14 protein-coding genes are annotated in these 17814 nt (G+C 62.8%); all 14 read left to right on the top strand.

Annotation, left to right across the window (positions count from 1 at the left end):
• Positions 1–1214 precede the first annotated feature (1214 nt).
• Positions 1215–1910, top strand: coding sequence for an energy transducer TonB (locus AB4Y43_RS15815; RefSeq protein ID WP_368610352.1), 696 nt, complete (start codon positions 1215–1217; stop codon positions 1908–1910).
• A 75-nt stretch (positions 1911–1985) separates the two neighbouring features.
• Positions 1986–2897: a MotA/TolQ/ExbB proton channel family protein gene (locus AB4Y43_RS15810; protein ID WP_069261322.1), complete on the top strand. Its 912-nt coding sequence runs from the start codon at positions 1986–1988 to the stop codon at positions 2895–2897.
• Between the two features lie 14 nt (positions 2898–2911).
• Positions 2912–3337 carry a biopolymer transporter ExbD gene (locus tag AB4Y43_RS15805; protein ID WP_069261321.1) on the top strand — a complete coding sequence of 142 codons (426 nt, stop codon included), beginning with the start codon at positions 2912–2914 and terminating at the stop codon, positions 3335–3337.
• A gap of 9 nt (positions 3338–3346) precedes the next feature.
• Positions 3347–3778: a biopolymer transporter ExbD gene (locus AB4Y43_RS15800; RefSeq protein ID WP_069261320.1), complete on the top strand. Its 432-nt coding sequence runs from the start codon at positions 3347–3349 to the stop codon at positions 3776–3778.
• Between the two features lie 83 nt (positions 3779–3861).
• Entirely contained in the window at positions 3862–4998 is a 1137-nt protein-coding gene (locus AB4Y43_RS15795) for a tetratricopeptide repeat protein (protein WP_368728205.1), read from the top strand.
• A 293-nt stretch (positions 4999–5291) separates the two neighbouring features.
• Complete coding sequence (locus AB4Y43_RS15790) at positions 5292–8048, top strand: TonB-dependent receptor plug domain-containing protein (RefSeq protein WP_368603336.1); 2757 nt, start codon at positions 5292–5294, stop codon at positions 8046–8048.
• A 232-nt stretch (positions 8049–8280) separates the two neighbouring features.
• The gene (locus AB4Y43_RS15785; RefSeq protein ID WP_368728193.1) at positions 8281–10110 is read left to right on the top strand and encodes an extracellular solute-binding protein; all 1830 of its coding nucleotides are present in this window, start codon (positions 8281–8283) and stop codon (positions 10108–10110) included.
• An 8-nt stretch (positions 10111–10118) separates the two neighbouring features.
• Entirely contained in the window at positions 10119–11174 is a 1056-nt protein-coding gene (locus AB4Y43_RS15780; RefSeq protein WP_368728192.1) for a microcin C ABC transporter permease YejB, read from the top strand.
• On the top strand, positions 11128–12240 hold the full coding sequence (locus AB4Y43_RS15775) for an ABC transporter permease (RefSeq protein ID WP_069261315.1): 1113 nt from the start codon (positions 11128–11130) through the stop codon (positions 12238–12240). The genes AB4Y43_RS15780 and AB4Y43_RS15775 overlap by 47 nt, the downstream gene beginning before the upstream one ends.
• Entirely contained in the window at positions 12240–13871 is a 1632-nt protein-coding gene (locus AB4Y43_RS15770) for an ABC transporter ATP-binding protein (protein WP_368728191.1), read from the top strand. Before AB4Y43_RS15775 ends, AB4Y43_RS15770 begins: the two co-directional genes overlap by 1 nt.
• On the top strand, positions 13868–15304 hold the full coding sequence (locus AB4Y43_RS15765) for a TldD/PmbA family protein (protein ID WP_368728190.1): 1437 nt from the start codon (positions 13868–13870) through the stop codon (positions 15302–15304). Before AB4Y43_RS15770 ends, AB4Y43_RS15765 begins: the two co-directional genes overlap by 4 nt.
• Positions 15304–16665: a metallopeptidase TldD-related protein gene (locus AB4Y43_RS15760; protein WP_368728189.1), complete on the top strand. Its 1362-nt coding sequence runs from the start codon at positions 15304–15306 to the stop codon at positions 16663–16665. The genes AB4Y43_RS15765 and AB4Y43_RS15760 overlap by 1 nt, the downstream gene beginning before the upstream one ends.
• Positions 16666–16709: 44 nt before the next feature.
• Positions 16710–17237: a GNAT family N-acetyltransferase gene (locus AB4Y43_RS15755; RefSeq protein ID WP_069261311.1), complete on the top strand. Its 528-nt coding sequence runs from the start codon at positions 16710–16712 to the stop codon at positions 17235–17237.
• Between the two features lie 5 nt (positions 17238–17242).
• Positions 17243–17800: a GNAT family N-acetyltransferase gene (locus AB4Y43_RS15750; protein WP_069261310.1), complete on the top strand. Its 558-nt coding sequence runs from the start codon at positions 17243–17245 to the stop codon at positions 17798–17800.
• Positions 17801–17814: the final 14 nt, after the last annotated feature.

Genomic DNA, 17814 nt, shown 5'->3' with positions numbered 1-17814 from the left:
ATTTGGAAGTCAATGCAACGTTCGCTCGACCTGTTGCAGGCGGCGCTTCCGTCTCGTCGAGATGGCATTCGAAATAGAGGAGGTGATGCCACTCGCCATGGATGGGCGAGTTACGCTGACAAGATTGACTCTACCGACGATCGTATCGTCGAGCCAAACGAGGTACTGATAGGCTCGATCTCCGACTCTATCGCTAGTTGCTGCTCTTATCGCTTCGCGAACCGCGGAAGCGCTGTAGTAGTCGCAAGGGCGAGCGTTAATCCATTGCTCGAAGTAGGCCCGGTTTTCGACCTCGAACGCAAGTAGCGCGTCGGCATCGCTCGACGTCGGGGGAGTCATCGTTGTCGTCCAACGGCTCGGGTGTGCACAAGCAGGAAATCACTCTCGGGACTAAAGCGCGGATCTGATCTTGTGCAGCGAGCTGTTGCAGGGCCCTCGGAAGTCGACGGCCTTCCGCCAGGGATAAGCCGAAATCCGCAGGCGTCGCGCCTTCAACCGGTCGTCGCACAGCGCCGACAGTGACCCTTTCTCCCGTTCCTTCGCTCCAGATAGATTTTCCAATGCAGTTCCATGACCGTCTCTCCCCAGCGGCTCAAGAACTCCAGTGTAGTCGTTGCGGTCGACTCCCCCCGATCTCGTGCGCTCCCGTGGACGCCGCTAGCGGAAATCAGAGCCGCCTGAATTAACGCTGTAAACGTGAAATGATTAAATAATGATTTTGTAATTAATGGATATTTGCACCATTGCGATGATCGACAGAAAGCGCTTGAACCACGTTGGTGCCGGAATTCGCAATTAGAGAGCAAATACTTAAACATGATATTGCTCCATCAAAAAAAGTTTTCTCACTGGCATTTTTTTTTGCTATCTTCGACTCGCTTCAACAAAACTGACACATAGATCTGGCGGTCCGAGACCCCTGATGGCGTCCAGGCGGAGGGCAAATGACGGATAGTCGGCCGCGTTGGTGCCGAAGCGAAATGTATTGGGTTAGTACAACTATCGATTGTCGATAAGCACAAGAAGCATTGCGGGTTCATGAGCGGCCAGGAAATTGCCGCGTGGGCTGCATTTTCTAATTCGTAGTGCGAATGTAATTTCGCACAAGTCGGTTTCTGCCACGCGCGACTTGTGGTCATGGCGTGACGAGGGTTTTCTGCGGCAGGATTGGGGCGTACTGCGCCGAGGGAGCGAAGGTGGTGATGAAAGTGCAAATGGGAGCGCCAGCCGAAGGCGTGCGCTCGGGCGGACCAGGCCGCCCACGCGAATTCGGGCGTAGGCAGCAGAACCCTGTGCGCCGCTACGGCGGAATTGGCGCGGTAATCGTATTGCACATTGTGCTCATCTACGCGTTGGTCAATGGTCTTGCAAACAAGGTCGTGCAGGTGATTCAGCATCCGATTGAAACGAAGATCATCCAGCCCGTAGCACCGCCGCCCCCCCCCCCGCTGCCTACCGTGCAGCTGCCGCCGCCGAAGTTCGCGCCTCCGCCGCCGCCTTTCGTGCCGCCTCCCGAAGTGCCGGTGCAGGCGCCACCGCAGCAGTCGATCGTGCATCAGGCTGCGCCCGTGGTCAGCGCGCCTGTCACCGCACCGCCTGCACCACCCGCGCCGCCTGCACCCGTGCAGAAGCCGGTGAGCCACGAAGTGGGCGTCGTGTGTCCAAACTCGGATGAGATCCGTTCGTCGATCCGCTATCCGAAAGAGGCACAGGACAACGGTGTGACCGGCGACGTGCTCATCGAATTCGTGGTGGATCCGCAAGGTCATGTTACGAATGAGCGAGTGGCGCAGTCGGCCAATGACGACAGTCTGGATGCCGCTGCATTCAACGCAGTCAAGAAGTTCAACTGCATTTCGCAAGGCCAGCCGGTACGCGTGCAGGTTCCGTTCTCGTTCAGTCTCAACTGACGCTCGGGCTGCATGTATCGGGTGGCGACTCATTACCCGGATTTTTAGATGTTCAACGGATGAATTGGAGCAGGCATGAAAAAGCGTTCCTACGCCGCACTCGCGGCAAGCATGTTGATCGCGGTAGCCACGGTCGATACCTTTGTCGCGCCGCAGCTTGCCAACGCGCAGGCTAGCGTCCCTGCGGCAGTCGCGTCGGCGCCCGCCACCGCAGCCGTCGCCGCACCGTCACCCGCCGCGAGCGCGGACCAGCCGGCGCCGCCCCCCGCACCGGCCACCTCGGAGACGGTCACGAACCCATACGGTCTCGGCGCGCTCTGGAAGAACGGCGACTTCGTCGCGCGCTTCGTCCTGTTGCTGCTCGTGGTGATGTCGATGGGCAGCTGGTACATCATGATCACCAAGTTCTTCGAGCAGTTCCGCGCAAACCGTCGTGCGAAGAGCGCTGACGAGCAGCTCTGGAGCGCGCCGTCGCTAGCAGAAGGCGCAAAGCAGCTCGAGGAGTCGTCGCCGTTCCGGTTCATCGCGGAAACCGCGATCGAGGCCGGCGAGCATCACGACGAAGCGCTGCTCGAGGCCGTCGATCGAAACACGTGGATCGACGTTTCGGTCGAGCGCGCCATCACCAGCGTGTCGAATCGCCTGCAGGACGGCCTGGCATTCCTCGGCACAGTGGGCTCGACCGCGCCGTTCGTCGGCCTGTTCGGTACGGTGTGGGGCATCTATCACGCGCTGACGGCCATCGGTATTGCAGGTCAAGCTTCGATCGACAAGGTCGCGGGTCCGGTCGGTGAGGCGCTCATCATGACCGCCATCGGTCTGGGCGTGGCCGTGCCGGCGGTGCTCGGCTACAACTTCCTCGTGCGACGCAACAAGGCTGTGATGGAGCGTGTCCGCGGCTTCGGCGCGCAACTGCATACGGTTTTGCTGGCTGGCGGCAAGCGCGTCGCGCGCTCCGCGCCGCGCGCCGCCGTCATGGCCGACTGAGCGAGGAGTACGCCATGGCCATGAGCGTTGGAGGCGAGGGCGATGACGACGAGGTCATCTCGTCCATTAACACGACGCCGCTCGTCGATGTGATGCTGGTATTGCTGATCATCTTTCTGATCACGATTCCCGTGGTGACGCATACAGTGCAGCTCCAGCTACCGAAGCAGACGGTGACGCCGCTGCAGACGCAGCCGAAGAGCGTCGAGATCGCGGTCAATCGCGATGGCGACTTCTTCTGGTACGAGCAGCACGTCGATGCGCCGACGCTGCTGGCACGGCTGAAGACAGTGTCCGTGCAGACGCCGCAGCCGGAAGTGCATATCCGCGGCGACCAGGCGACGCGCTATGAGGCCATCGGGCGCGTGATCACGTCGTGCGAGCGGGCGGGAATCGCCAAGGTGTCATTCATTACGGAGCCGCCGGCGCGCGGCGGTTAAGGGGCGGTTATGGGCATGAACGTATCGTCGGGCGGTGGAGCAAGCGAACCCGAAGTGATGGTGGACATCAACACGACGCCGCTGATCGACGTGATGCTGGTGTTGCTGATCATGCTGATCATCACCATTCCGATCCAGATGCACGCGGTGAAGATGAACTTGCCGGTGGGCAATCCGCCGCCGCCGGCCGTGCAGCCGGAGGTGGTGCAAATCGACATCGACTTCGACGGCGCCATGACCTGGAACGGCACACCGGTGCCCGATCAGGAGACGCTGGAGCGCAGGTTCGCGCAGGTCGCGGCCGAACCGGAGCAGGCAGAAATTCATTTGCGTCCGAACCGGCTCGCGCCATACAAGGACGTGGCCGAAGTGATGGCCGCGGCCCAGCGCGAAGGCGCAACGAAGATCGGCTTGATCGGCAACGAACAGTACATGCAGTGAGGCATTCGAAAGCGATGAGCATTTCTTATCGATTCAAGAGGACGGCGCTTGCGCTCGCGGTGAGCGCATTGTCGACGCTGGCCATGGTGCCGACAGCGGCGCGGGCGGCGGACACGCTACGTCCCGACGTGGCGAAGCCGCTGAACGATGCGCAGAACCTGTACCGCGCGCACCACTACGAGGACGCGCTCAACAAGATTGCGCAGGCCGCGGCCGTACCGAACAAGACGCCGTACGAAACGTACATGGTCGAGGAGATGCGCGGCGCCGCCGCCATGGCGGCGGGCCAGAACGGCGTTGCCGCGCAGGCGTATGAATCGCTGCTCGCGAGCGGGCAGCTCAAGGGCGAGGACGCCCAGCGCACGACGGCGGCGCTTGCGGGCATCTACTTCCAGCAGAAGAACTATGCCCAGGCGATCAAGGTCGCGCAGCGCTACCAGAAGGCTGGCGGCGGCGATCCCCAGATGGCCACGCTGCTGGTCGAGTCGTACTACCTCTCCGGCGACTACGCCAGCGCGACGCGTCTGCTGAGCGCGAGCGTCGAAGCTCAGGTGCGCGGCGGTCATACGCCGGAGGAGGCGCAACTGCAGCTGCTCGGTACCTGCGCTCAGCATGCGAACGACCAGGAAGCTTATCGCAGTGCGCTCGAAAAGCTCGTGGCTTATCACCCAAAGCAGTCATATTGGGACGACCTGCTGCACGCGATTCGCAGCAAGCCCGGCTATCTCGGCGCACTGGATCTGGACACGTATCGCCTGCGCCGCGCGACGGCCTCGCTTTCCAGCGCCGATGACTACATGGAGATGACGCAACTGGCGATCGTTGCCGGGTCTACGGCCGAAGGCAAGCAGATCATCGATCAGGGCTTTGCGTCTGGCGTGCTGGGTCACGATGCTGGAGCCGATCGCGAACGTCGCCTGCAGGCACTAGCGGCAAAGCGCGCCAATGCTGCGCCCGACCCGGCCAATCCCGTCGCACCGTTCGATGCGGCATTCAATCAGGTGTATGCGGGGCAGGCGAAGCAGGGTCTCGCGACCATGGAATCGCTCATTGTGAAGGGCGGCCTTGATCACCAGGATCTAGCGCGACTGCGCCTCGGCGAGGCTTATTTTGCCTCGGGGCAGAAAGCGCGAGCCATCCAGGCTTTCAATGCAGTACGGGGCAACGATGGCAGCGCCGATCTGGCGCAGCTCTGGGTGCTGGTGGCATCGAAGCCGTGAGTGGTTGAGCGAACCGCAACAACGCATCAAAGTTCGGTAGTTAATTAGGTATACGTAAGAAAAAAGGGGTGGCGTGGCCCGGTTTGGCTCGGCAGGGGTGGATGTGACAGAAGTGAAGCAGCACGAGGTTTTGGGGGCAAGTGGTCGGCTGTAAATGGAAGAGCCCTGGGGAGGGCGAATCCAGGTAAAAAGTGGCGCGATGCGACAGCGTCGTCAAATCTAATGCGGGGGTTCACGAGACCTTGCTTCGCATAACGAAGTAGACGTGACCGACGAGAGAGAAGGGGGAAACTGTGAAACAAAGAGCATTGGCTGTTGCCATTCGAAGAATAATCTGGGCGGAATTGGCGTTTTCAGCGGCGTTTGCGGTACCGGCGTTCGCGCAGAGCCAGCCCGTGACCAACGGCGGCGCGGCGATCGCGGCGGATAATGCAACCGCGCCAGCGTCCGCGCAGCAGTCGGGCGCGAGCGCGCAGACGGGTGCCGACAGCACGGGCGGCGCAGCCGCCACGACTGGTGACAAAGCCACCGTCAAGCAGCTGAAGAAGTTCGAAGTGACCGGTTCGCTGATCCGGCAATCGGACAAGACGGGCTTCCAGCAGGTGCAAACGATCACCACGAAGGACATTCAGAATAGCGGCGCGACGACCGTGGCCGACTATCTGCGCTCGGTTTCGGCCAACTCTGCCAATAGCTGGAGCGAAGGCCAGGCGGGCAACTTCGCGGCCGGCGCGGCGGGTATCGCGCTGCGCGGCTTGAGCGAGAAGTACACCCTCGTGCTCGTCGACGGCCAGCGCGTTGCGCCGTTCGCCTTCTATTCGAACAGCACCGACAATTTCTTCGACCTCAATACCATCCCGCTCAACGCCATCGATCGCATCGAGATCGTGAAAACCGGCGCTGTGTCGCAGTACGGCTCGGACGCCATTGCGGGCGTGGTCAACATCATCACGAAGCACGATTTCCGCGGCCTTCAACTCGACGGCAGCTACGGCAGTTCGGTGAGCGACGGTGGCGGCAACGGCACGACGAAGTTCGGCGTTCTGGCGGGCTTCGGCGACCTCAATGCGGACCGCTTCAACGTAACCGCATCGGCGAGCGTCTATCACTCGGCGGGCTCGACGCTGGCCGACCGCGATTCCACGTCGGCGCAGGACTTCACGAACAAGCCGGGCGGCCTCTCGCTGCTCGCGCCGTCCTATTGGCAAACGGGGCCCAACACCGCACAGGCGTTGAGCGGGTGCCCATACGGCGGCTCCGTCCATCCTGCCGGCAGCAATTTCCTGGGCGCGGCTGCTGGGCTGGGCGGCACGGTGTGCGCGTTCAACACCGCCAACGGCATGTCGATCGCGCCGGAGACGACGCGCGCGAGCGCAAAGGTCCACGCCGACTTCAAGGTCGACGACACGACCACCGCCTTTGCCGATCTGTGGGAAAGCTACACCCAGACGACCACGAACGACGGTCTCTGGAACAACATCGTCGGCAGCCCGCAAACGCCGACGCTCACCTATACTCCGGGCGTCGGTCTGACGCCGTTCAACAACGTCGTTCCCGCAAGCAACCCGTACAACCCGTATGGCGTGGACACGCCGCTCACCTATTCGTTTCCGCGTACCGTGGCAGAAGAGACGTACGCGAACTTCTGGCGTGCGTCCACGGGCATTCGCGGTTCGTTCTCGGTGCCGAAGTATGGGGACTGGGACTGGTCGACTGCTTATAGCCACTCGCAGAGCAACGTTTCGAACACCTACACGAATCAGCTCAACGCTGCGACGCTCAATAACATCTACCAGAACGGCACATTCAACTTTGCCAATCCGTCGTCGACGCCGAACGGCCTGAACGGCCTGTACATGGATGCGAACAACCAGGGCATATCGAAGCTCGATACGGTTGACGCAACGCTCGCCACGCCGAATCTGTACCATCTGCCAACGGGCGATATCGGTGTCGGCTTCGGCGCCCAGTTCCTGCACCAGAGCGAAGTCATCAACCCGGGCGCGGAGTTTTCCCAGGGCCTCGTGGCGAACCCGATGCTGCAGACCGTCAACGGCCAGCGCAATGTCGCGGCGGTGTACTACCAGGTCGACGTGCCCATCGTCCACAACCTGACGTTCAGTCAGTCGGGCCGCTACGACCACTACAGCGACTTCGGGGGCGCGTTCTCGCCGCGCTTCGCCCTGCGCTATCAGCCCGTCAAGGAGCTGACGATGTACGGCTCCTATAACCGCGGCTTCCGCGCGCCGACATTCGTCGAAAACAGCACTTCGCAGACGCTCGGTATCCAGCAGTCGGCCACCGGCACGGTCACCACGATCACCGAGGGCAATCCGAACCTGCAGCCTGAACGCACGCGCAACATCAACCTCGGCTTCCAGACTTCGCCCACGCGCACGACCGATTTCGGCTTCGACTGGTACAAGATCCGTGTCGATCACGTCATCGGCGAGGCGGCTTCGCCGTCGCAGGTCGTGACGAATGCGCAAGGCCAGGTGGTTTATGAAGTGTTCCCGTACGAGAACCTCGGCTACCTCGACACAAACGGCTTCGAAGGCACCTTCCGCCAGGCGTTGCCGACGAAGGCGGGCACGTTCACGCTGACGGCCGACTGGGCGTACGTGAAGGACTTCACGCTCGGGCAGTCCACGGGTCCCATCAACGGTGCGGGCAACAACTTCACGATCACGCAGCCGTTCGGCGGCAGCTTCCCGCGCTGGAAGGGCAATACGACGCTCGACTGGGCCTATCACGGCTGGAATGCGGCGCTCACGTGGATGTACACGGGACCGTACGCACAGACGCTTTCGGTGGCTGCGCCCACGCCGGTTGCCGACAAGGTAGGTTCGTATAGCCAGTTCAACCTGATGGTCACCTACACGGGCATCAAGCACTGGACGATCTACGGCGGCATCAACAACATCTTCAACCGCACGCCTCCGTTCGATCCGATCTTTGCCAGCAGCGCGCTCGACCAGACGGGCTACGACACGTCGCTGTACAACTATATCGGCCGTTTCGCGCAGATCGGAGCGACGTACAAGTTCTGAGCGATCGGTGCAACGTAGTGAGTAGTCGATGAGGCAGGCGGCCAAGGCCGCCGGCCTCGAATGTTTCCTGTAGTGGCGAGCGACGGCGGCAAACCCCTGCCACGTCGGACAGACGAACCGTGCATCGGCCAGACGCCGGTGTGCGTCCTCATGCAGACAGACGATGAGATTGAAGAAGTTGAGCTTGTCACGATTGTCGCCGCATTGGTCAGGTGCGGTTTGCGCACTGGTCATGGCAGTGGGAGTGGGTGCGCTTGCCGGGGTGCCGGCACGAGCGGCTACGGCGCTCGCGCAGTACGATCAGCCGAAGTATCCCGCCGGCTTCACCCATTTTGACTACGCGGATCCCGATGCGCCGTCGAACGGCGTCCTGAGTTTCGAAAACTACAATGAGTACCAAAGTTACGATTCGCTGAATCCTTTCCTCGTGCGAGGCGCACCCGCGCCGGACATCCAGAATCTGATGTTCGACACGCTGATGCAGCGCAGCTGGGACGAACTGGCGTCCGAATATCCGCTGATCGCCGATCGCGTTGACGTCGCGGCCGACCAGGCTTCGGCGACGTTCCATATCAACCCGGCTGCGCGCTTCTCGAACGGCGATCCAATAACGGCCACCGATGTCAAATACTCGTTCGATACGCTCACGAGCCCTCAGGCTTCGCCGCTCTTCAATGCGCAGTTTTCGGTGATCAAGAAGGCGGTCGTGGTGAGCGCCTCGACAATCCGTTTCGAGTTCCGTCGAGCGGAGCGTGACGCGCCGCTCATTGCAGGCGACTTGCCTATCTTCTCGCCCAAGTGGGGGATGAAACCGGACGGCACGCGCGTTCCGTTCGACCAGTTGTCGAACGAACCGCCCATTGCGAGCGGCGCGTATCTGATCGCCGAACGCAAGAACGACAAGCAGATTGCGTATCGCCGCAATCCCGCGTATTGGGCGGTCAATCTGCCCACGCGCCGCGGCATGCACCACTTCGAGCGCATCACGTTCAAACTCTACCTCGACCTGTACACGCAACTCGAGGCGTTCAAGGCCGGCGATGCCGATGTGCACGTGGAAGACAGCGCGACCCAATGGGCGCGCAAGTACGTGGGCAAGAACTTCCGTAACGGCACGCTCAAGCAGACCAATTTCCCGGACGGTCCCGCACAGATGCAGGGCATGCTATTCAATCTGCGCAAGCCGATGTTCCAGGACGTACGCGTGCGCCATGCGCTTTCTCTCGCGTTCGACTACGACTGGATGAACCGCATGATGTTCTACGGTCAGTACCTGCGCCTGCACAGCTATTTCGAGGCGAGCCCGTTCGGCGCGACCGGCACGCCGGGCGAGAAGGAGTTGAAGCTGCTCGAACCGTGGCGCGCGAGCCTGCCGCCGGAAGTGTTCGGGCCGATGATCAAGCAGCCAACGACGCTGCCGCCCGATTCGCTGCGCGGCAATCTGCGTGAGGCGCGCGATCTCCTTGCGCAGGCGGGTTGGCATTATCGTGACGGCGCGCTGCGCAATGCCGCGGGCGAGCCCATGAACATCGAAATCCTGGACGACCAGCCGGGCATGGACCGCGTGATCCTCCCCTACACGCAGGCCCTCGCGACGCTCGGCATCAGTGCGCATCTGCGCGAAATCGACAGTGCGCTGTACCAGAAGCGCCTGGACAATTTCGACTACGACATGACCACCTGGCTCTACAGCCCGGTGACGATTCCCGGCGCGGAGCTTGAACGCCGCTTTGGCAGCGCGGCTGCCTCGCAGGTGGGCTCGGAGAACTATCCGGGCGTGCGCTCGCCGGCCGTCGACGCGCTCGTGAAGGCGGTGCAAGCCGCGAACACGCTCGACGATCTCGAAGCGGCAACGCGTGCCCTCGATCGTGTGTTGCTGAACGAGTACTACCTCGTGACGGAGTACTACCCACCTAACGCGCGCATCGCATACAAGACGTCGCTCGGTTATCCGTCAGTCGTGCCCGTATCGTTCGGGTCCCAGGACTGGATCATCGACTACTGGTATCGCAAGCCGCAAAACGCGCAGGTCGCCCGGACCGCGCAAGCGACCGCCCACTGAGGACCACCATGTTCGCCTACATTTTTCGACGTCTATTGCTGATGGTGCCGACGCTGATCGGCGTCGTCACGCTCACGTTCGTCGTCACGCAGTTCGTGCCCGGCGGCCCGGTCGAGCAGATCATGGCGCAACTGCGCCATGGCAATGCGACGCGCGGCGGCGAGACCGGCGCTGGAGGAGGCGGCTATCACGGCAGCCAGGGCGTGGATCCGCAACAGATCGAGCAGATCAAGAAGGAGTTCGGCTTCGACAAGCCTCCGCTCACGCGCTATTTCCTCATGCTCAAGGACTACGCCACGTTGGATCTTGGCCAGTCGTACTACCAGCACGACAGCGTCTGGAACGTGATCCGCTCGAAGTTGCCCGTTTCGATCACGCTTGGCCTGTGGACAGTACTGCTAACTTACGTGATATCCGTGCCGCTCGGCATCGCAAAGGCGGTGCGCAACGGGTCGCGATTCGACACTGTGACGAGCGTACTCGTGCTCACCGGCTATGCCGTGCCCGGCTTCGTGCTCGGCGTGCTGCTGCTGATGCTGTTCGGTGGCGGCTCGTTCTGGCAGGTGTTCCCCATGCGGGGTCTCACGTCCGATGACTTCGCTGACCTGAGCCTCGCGGGCAAGGTGCTCGACTACCTGTGGCACATCGTCCTGCCGGTAACGGCCTCCGTGGTCGGCAACTTCGCGATCGTCACGATTCTCACGAAGAACACCTTCCTCGAAGAGATTGGCCGCCAGTATGTGCTGACCGCGCGGGCAAAGGGCGCGCCCGAGCGCGATGTGCTGTGGAAGCACGTATTGCGCAACGCGGCCATTCCGCTCGTCACGGGCTTGCCCGCCGCGTTCATTGGCGCTTTTCTCAACGGCAATCTGCTGATCGAAACGCTGTTCTCACTGGACGGCATGGGCCAGCTCTCTTACGACTCGGTTATCCGCCGCGATTACCCCGTCGTGCTTGGCTCGCTGTTTCTTTTCACGCTGATTGGCCTCGTAACCAAACTCATTGCTGACGTCTGCTATGTCCTCGTCGACCCCCGCATCCAGTTCCAACGCCTGGACGGCTGAAACCGCCGCCGTTGCGCACGCGCCGTCGGTCTCGCCCTGGCGCCGCACGTGGCAGCGCTTTCGCGCGCAGCCGCTCGGCTATTGGAGCCTTGTCATCTTCGTCACGCTGTTTGCGATCAGCATGCTCGGCGAGGTGCTCGCAAATGACCGGCCGCTCGTCGTGCGTTACGACGGTCAGTACTATTTCCCGATCGTGAAGGATTATCCGGAGACGATCTTCGGTGGCGACTTTCCGGCGAGGACCAACTACCTCGACCCGTATATCCGGCAGCGCCTCGAATCGAACGGCAATTTCGCGATCTATCCGCCCAATCATTTTCATTACGATACGATCGACTACTTCGCGGCGCGACCGTATCCGTCCGCGCCCTCGGCCACGAACTGGCTCGGCACCGATCAGTTCGGTCGCGACGTGCTTTCGCGGTTGCTCTACGGCTTCCGGCTTTCCGTGCTGATGGCCCTGGCGCTAACGGTATCCGGCGTCGCATTGGGCGTGTTGACGGGTGCGGTGCAGGGCTTCTATGGAGGACGCACCGATCTCATCGGGCAGCGGCTCATCGAAATCTGGAGTTCGATGCCGGACCTCTACCTGCTCATCATCTTCGCCTCGATCTTCGAGCCTACGCTTTGGCTGCTGTTTATCCTGCTCTCCATGTTTGGATGGCTGGTGCTTTCCGATTACGTGCGCGCTGAATTCCTGCGCAACCGCTCGCTCGACTACGTGAAGGCGGCGCGCACGATGGGTCTCTCGAACTGGCAGATCATGTGGCGCCACGTGCTGCCCAACAGCCTGACGCCGGTCATCACGTTCCTGCCTTTTCGCATGAGTGCGGCCATTCTCTCGCTCACCAGTCTGGACTTCCTCGGGCTCGGTGTGCCGCCGCCCACGCCAAGCCTTGGCGAGCTACTCCAGGAGGGCAAGAACAATCTCGAGGCATGGTGGATCTCGCTCTCGGCTTTTGCGGCGCTCGTCATTACGCTGCTGCTGCTCACGTTCATGGGCGATGCACTGCGTAACGCACTCGATACGCGCAGGCGTGGCTCGGCGTTCGGCGGAGGTAAATAATGAATCGTCCTTTGCTGGAAATCGAGCGCTTCAGCGTGCGCTTCGGCGAGAAACAGGCGGTGCGCGAACTGAGTCTCTCGATTGAGCGCGGCGAACGCGTGGCGCTCGTCGGCGAATCGGGCTCGGGCAAGAGCGTGACCGCGCTGTCGATCCTCGGCCTCGTCGAGCATGCAAGATTCACTGGGCGCATGCAGTTCGACGGCGAGGATCTGCTGCAGAAAACCGAGCAGGAGATGCGCGGCATTCGCGGAGCCGATATCGCCATGATCTTTCAGGAGCCGATGACCGCCCTGAATCCGCTGTACACGATCGGCAAGCAAATTGCCGAAAGCCTGCGTCTGCACGAGGGGCTCAGCGCCGGCGCGGCGCGTGAGCGCGGTGTCGAGTTGCTGCGGCGGACCGGCATTCCCGAACCGGAGCGCCGCATCGACAGCTTTCCGCATCAGCTGTCCGGCGGACAGCGCCAGCGTGCGATGATCGCGATGGCGCTCGCGTGCCGCCCGCGCCTCTTGCTCGCCGACGAGCCCACCACGGCGCTGGACGTGACCGTCCGCCAGCAGATCGTCGATCTGCTGATCGACCTGCAGGAGCAGGAGGCCGCAGCCCGTGGCATGGCCATATTGCTCATCACGCATGACCTGAATCTCGTGCGGCGCTTTGCGCAGCGCGTGGCGGTAATGGAAAAGGGCGTCCTCGTCGAAACGAACACGACCGCGGCGCTTTTCTCGAACCCGCAGCATCCCTACACGCAGCGCCTGCTCGATAGCGAGCCGCGTCGCGAGGTGGCGCCGGTCGCGGTGGATGCGCCGCCCATCCTCGACGTGAAAGGCCTCGCCGTGGATTACCGCACGGCGGTCAAAGGCTGGCGCTCGGTGTTCGGCAGTTCGACTTTCCGTGCCTTGCACGAAGCGAACCTGACGCTGCGGCGCGGCGAAACGCTCGGTATCGTCGGCGAGTCTGGCTCGGGCAAATCGACGCTCGCGGCCACCGTGCTCGGTCTGAAAAGCGCGGCAGCGGGCGAGATCCGCATCGACGGGGTCGCGCTCTCGGCGCAACGCAAGGCGAGGGCCCGCCGCGCACTGTACTCGCGCATGCAGGTGGTGTTTCAGGATCCATTCGGGTCGCTTTCTCCGCGCATGACGATCGAGCAGATAGTCGGAGAGGGGCTGGCCGTGCACAGACCGGAGGTTGACGGACCGGCGCGACGTATGCGTATCGCATCGCTGCTCGAGGAAGTGGGCCTGCCCGCCGATTCGATGCAGCGGTACCCCCACGAATTTTCTGGCGGACAGCGCCAGCGCATCGCCATTGCCCGTGCACTGGCGGTGGAACCGGAACTGATCGTTCTCGATGAGCCAACCAGCGCGCTCGACGTCTCGATTCAAAAACAGGTGCTCGCGCTGCTGACGAACTTGCAGAAGAAGTACAAGCTGAGTTATTTGTTCATCACGCATGATCTGGCCGTCATGCGCGCGATGGCGCATCGTGTGATCGTGATGAAAGCGGGCCGCATCGTCGAGCAGGGTGACACGCTCGACGTGCTGCACGCGCCGTCTCATCCTTACACGCAATCGCTGCTGGCGTCGTCGATGCTGGACGAGCCGGCGGTGCTACAGGAGAAGTTTGCATGATCGAAGAGCGTTGGCTGCAGGGCGCGCGCACGCTGAAGAGCAGCGCCGATTTCTGGTCGCTGCGCATGACGGGCGAAGTTGTCGAGGACCACGTGGTGCGCAACGACGTCGCGCAGCCGCTGCGTGCGGTGCGCGAGCGGGGCGCAATGCTGACGGCCTGGACCGGCGCCGGTGCCGGCTATGCGGCGACGGCCGACCTCAGTGCAGAGGGGCTCCAGCGTGCGCTCGACATCGCCACGGCGCGGGCGTTCGCATGTGCGCAAGTCTCGTTGATCGATTACCGCCGCATTGCCCGGCCCGTTGCGAGCGGCAGCTATGCTTCGCCGAACATCGACACGCCGCTCCCCACCCGCCGTGAGTGGCTCAGCCAACTCGCGCACGAATGCGCGTCGGCGAACCTCGACTCGCGCATCGTCGAGCGCGTGGCGAGCATGCACGTCGCGCACACGGATCAACTCTATCTCACGAGCGACGGTGTGAGCATCGAGCAGCGCTTTCGCTACCTCATGCCAGGGCTGAGCGTGGCCGCGCATGCGAACGGCGACACGCAGGTGCGAACACTTGCCGGCGACCACGGCGCGCTCGGGCAGGGAGGTCTGGAGATACTCGCACGGCACGGCTTCAATGGCGCTGGCGCCCGTGTGGCGAACGAGGCGCTGCAACTGCTCGCGGCGCCGAATTGCCCGTCGGGCACGCGCGACCTGCTGCTGATGCCGGACCAGATGATGTTGCAGATTCACGAATCGATCGGTCATCCACTCGAACTGGACCGGATTCTCGGCGACGAGCGCAACTTCGCTGGCTGGAGCTTCGTGAAGCCGGAGATGTTCGGCAGCTATCAGTACGGCTCCCCGTTGCTGAATGTGACGTTCGATCCGGAGCTGCGCGAAGAAGCCGCTACCTACGCGTTCGACGACGAAGGCAGTTCGGCGAGCAAGCAATACCTGATCCGCAACGGGGTGCTGGAGCGGCCGCTCGGTGGGGCACTCTCGCAGCAGCGCGCCGGGCTGCCGGGGGTCGCGAACTCGCGCGCGGCCAACTGGAATCGCCCGCCTATCGACCGCATGGCGAACCTGAACATCGAGCCCGGTACCGAAACACTCGCCGCGATGATCGCAAGCATCGACAACGGCATTCTGATGACTTCGAATACGTCCTGGTCGATTGACGACCATCGCAACAAGTTCCAGTTCGGTTGCGAATATGGCCGGCTCATCGAGAACGGCAAGCTCACGCAGGTCGTCAAGCGGCCTAATTATCGCGGCATTTCGGCGAGCTTCTGGCGCAGTCTCGTCGCCGTAGGCGACGCGAGCACCCGAGAGGTCTACGGCACGCCTTATTGCGGCAAGGGAGAGCCCGCGCAGGTCATTCGTGTGGGGCACGCGTCACCGGCGTGCGTCTTCAGCAACGTAGACGTTTTTGGAGGCGCCTGATGAGCGACGTACTCTTTGCAAGCGAGCGTGTGGCGGTAGATTGGCACTCGCATTTCATGATGCTCGCCGATGCGATCGACGGGTTGTTGCTGGCTGGTGAAACGGCGCTCACTTCCTTTGCCGGAGAGCAATCGGATTTCATTCGTTTCAACGGCGGCAAAGTCCGGCAAATGGGACTCGTCTCCCAAGGCAAGCTCACGCTTCGGATGATCGATGGCGCGCGCCAGGCGTATTCCACGCTCGACATCTGCGGCAACGCTGATCAGGATCTGCGCGATGTGGGCGCGACGTTGCAAACGCTTCGCTCGGACCTGCGTGATGCCCCTGATGATCCCCATCTGCTCTACGACACGACAGCGTGGCAGCGTTCGACGCGGCGCACGGGACGGCTGCGGGATCCGCATGCCCTCATCCATGTGGTGGCCGAATGCGCGCGCGGGCTCGACTTCGTTGGCTTCTACGCGGGCGGCATGCTCGCGCGCGGCTTCGCCTCCAGTTGCGGCAGCCGTGGCTGGCACGAAGTCGAAAACTTCTGCTTCAGCTGGTCGCTCTATCATCCGGGCGGCCGCGCCATCAAGACGACCTATGCGGGCGAGAACTGGGACGACGCGAAGTTTGCCAGCAAGGTGCAGGAGGCGGCGGCACGCCTGCCCGTGCTGGCGCTCGCGCCGCGAGCGCTCGGGCCGGGCCGGTACCGTGCATGGCTCGCGCCAGCGGCGCTCGAAGAACTGCTGGGCGTTGCTGCGTGGGGCGGCTTTTCAGCGCGCGCGCAGGCGACGTCGCAGAGCCCGCTTTACCGGCTGCATGGCGGCGAGCTTTCGCTCGACGCGCGCATCTCGATCACTGAAGAGCTCGGACTTGGTATTACACCTGCCTTCAACGACGACGGCTATTTGCGCGAAAGCGTGCCGCTCGTGCGTGAGGGGAGGAGCGTCGCGCAATTGACAAACGCCCGGACGGCGCGCGAGTACGGCCTGCTCCCTAACGGTGCACTGGCGAGCGAGGCGCCGTCGTCGCTTTCGATGCCGGGCGGCGACCTCGCGGACGCGGATGTGCTCGCGGCGCTGGGCACGGGTCTGTACGTCGGCAACCTCTGGTACGTGAACTTCTCGGATCGCATGGGCTGCCGCCTGACCGGCATGACGCGTTTTGCGACGTTCTGGGTGGAGGAGGGGCGTGTCGTTGCGCCGGTAGACGCGATGCGCTTCGACGACAGTCTGTACGGCCTGCTGGGCGAGCGCCTCGAGCGTCTCGGTGCGCAGCCCGAACTGCGCCTGTCCGAAGACACGTGGGGTCAACGCGCGACAGGCGGCATGCAGCTTCCCGGGGTGCTGGTGAAGTCGTTTGAACTGACGCTGTAGCCTGCCTGACCGTCCCTGACGTCTCAAACAAGAAGGAAACAACAATGCAGTCGCGCTTACCCGAGGGGCTCGTCGTGCGCGCATTGCGCCCCGGCGATGCCGAAGCGTTGCATGCGCTGGGGCACAGCCCGTCAATAGTGCGGGGCAATGCAGAGCCACCGTATAGTTCGGTCGCACAGACCCGTGAGTGGATCGCGAACGTGGTATCGCCGGCCGTCATCATCGGCGCGTTGGTGGGCGAGACTATCGTGGGCGAAGCTGAACTGCATCCGCAGAAGTTGCGCCGCGCGCACGTCGGCGAGATCGGCATAAACGTACACGACGATTGGCAGCGTCGGGGCGTCGGAACGTTCCTCATGGAGCAAATCCTCGACTTCGCCGACAACTGGCTGGGCCTACGGCGGCTCCAACTTCACGTCTACACCGACAATGCTGCCGCGATCGCGCTCTACCGAAAGTGCGGTTTCGAAGTCGAGGCGCGTTTGCGCGGCGCAGTATTGCGCGAAGGAATACTCGCCGACTTCTTCTTGATGGCGCGCCTGCACGATCCGCTGCCCCTCACCCCGGAGTGATCCCCATGCACGTCCCGACACCATCGCCCGCGTTCGCGTCACCCGGTACTATCCGCGTGCGCACCTGCGAGCCCGCCGATTTCGAGGCGATCGCCGACTTGATGAATCAGCCAGGTGTGCGCCACGGCACGCTATTGAGCGGGTGGCGCACCCCCGAATCCTTGCGTGCGTGGTATGAGAGCCGGGCGCCCGGCTGCATCACGATTTGCGCCGATATCGACGGACGCGTGGTGGGACAATCGCAGCTCGATGTCGCGAAGGCGCGCCGCGCACACTGCGCTTGCGTGGGCTTCGGCGTGCACGACGCCTGGCAGCGTCGTGGCGTGGGCAGCGCGCTGATGGCGGCGATCGTCGCCTGTGCCGACCATTCGCTGGGCCTGCGCAGGCTCGAACTCGAAGTGTTCGCCGACAATGAAGCCGCGATCGCGCTCTATCGCAAGTTCGGCTTCGTCGTAGAGGGCCGCTCGCGCGGTGCCGCAATGCGCGCCGGCGTACTTGCCGATACGCTTCATATGGCGCGCTACGCGGAAGCACCACCGTTCGCTTCCCCCTTGTTCCCCTAACCGTACCGGCGAGC

Origin of the sequence: Paraburkholderia sp. BR10872, assembly GCF_040965835.1 — a bacterium.
GTDB classification, from domain to species: Bacteria; Pseudomonadota; Gammaproteobacteria; order Burkholderiales; family Burkholderiaceae; genus Paraburkholderia; species Paraburkholderia nodosa_A.
This window is presented reverse-complemented; position numbering and strand designations above follow the sequence as displayed.